This is a genomic window from Rathayibacter sp. AY1H3, assembly GCF_002932015.1.
Map to the genome: position 1 here is coordinate 1 of NZ_PSUU01000103.1, position 803 is coordinate 803.

Below are 803 nucleotides of genomic sequence, written 5' to 3' on the forward strand. Positions count from 1 at the left end.
CGGCTCCGGGGCGCTCTGGAGCGTCAAGGCGTCGGCCCGCGACGGGCGCTTCGGACTCGCGCTCTCGGCGTCGCTGGGAGAGGCGGGGGTGCCGGGCGTCGCGGCGCCGCACCGCGCCTCCGACGGGCGCCCCTGGGCGGAGGACCGGGGGCTGCGGGTCTCGGTCGCGCCGTGGATCCTCGGCGAGGACGCGGTCGACTCCTGCGAGGACGCCCTCGACTGGGAGGGGTTCGGCGCGGTCCTGCGCTCCGTGCACGACGCCGAGCCGCCGACCCTCGCGCCTCCCGTGCGGCGGGGAATCCGCCGCGTCCGCCGTCCGCTCGCCGACCTCCTCGCCGAGACCGACGAGAGGATCGACGCGCAGCCGGAGTCCCGCCCCCTCCTCACCGCGCTCTGGCGCGGGAACCGCTCCCGCCTCGACGCCCTCGCCGGCGCCGAGCGACGGCTGAAGCGCGCCCGCACGCCCACCTCACGCGTGCCCCTCCACGGCGACCCGCATCCCGGCAACGTCGTCATCGACGAGAGCGGCCGCCCCTGGCTGATCGACTTCGACGAGGCCACCGTCGCCCCGCGGGAGGCCGACCTGCTCCTGATCGAGCTGGGCGTCATCTACTCGCGGCCGATCAGCGACGTGCAGCGCTCGGCGTTCCGCGCGGGCTACGGCGAGGCCCTGATCGACGACGAGCGGATCGTCCGCTTCGGCTGCGTCCGCGCGGTCGAGGACGTGGCCGCCACTGTCGCGCTGGCCCTCGCCGACCCGGAGCCGGAGGAGCGCGAGGCCGCCCCCGTGCCCGCCTCCCGCC

At 77.3% G+C, this 803-nt stretch carries 1 protein-coding gene; it reads left to right on the forward strand.

The features are described 5' to 3' along the window. A partial coding sequence (locus C5C33_RS18110; RefSeq protein ID WP_104261795.1) for an aminoglycoside phosphotransferase family protein occupies positions 1-803 on the forward strand: 803 nt, incomplete at both ends.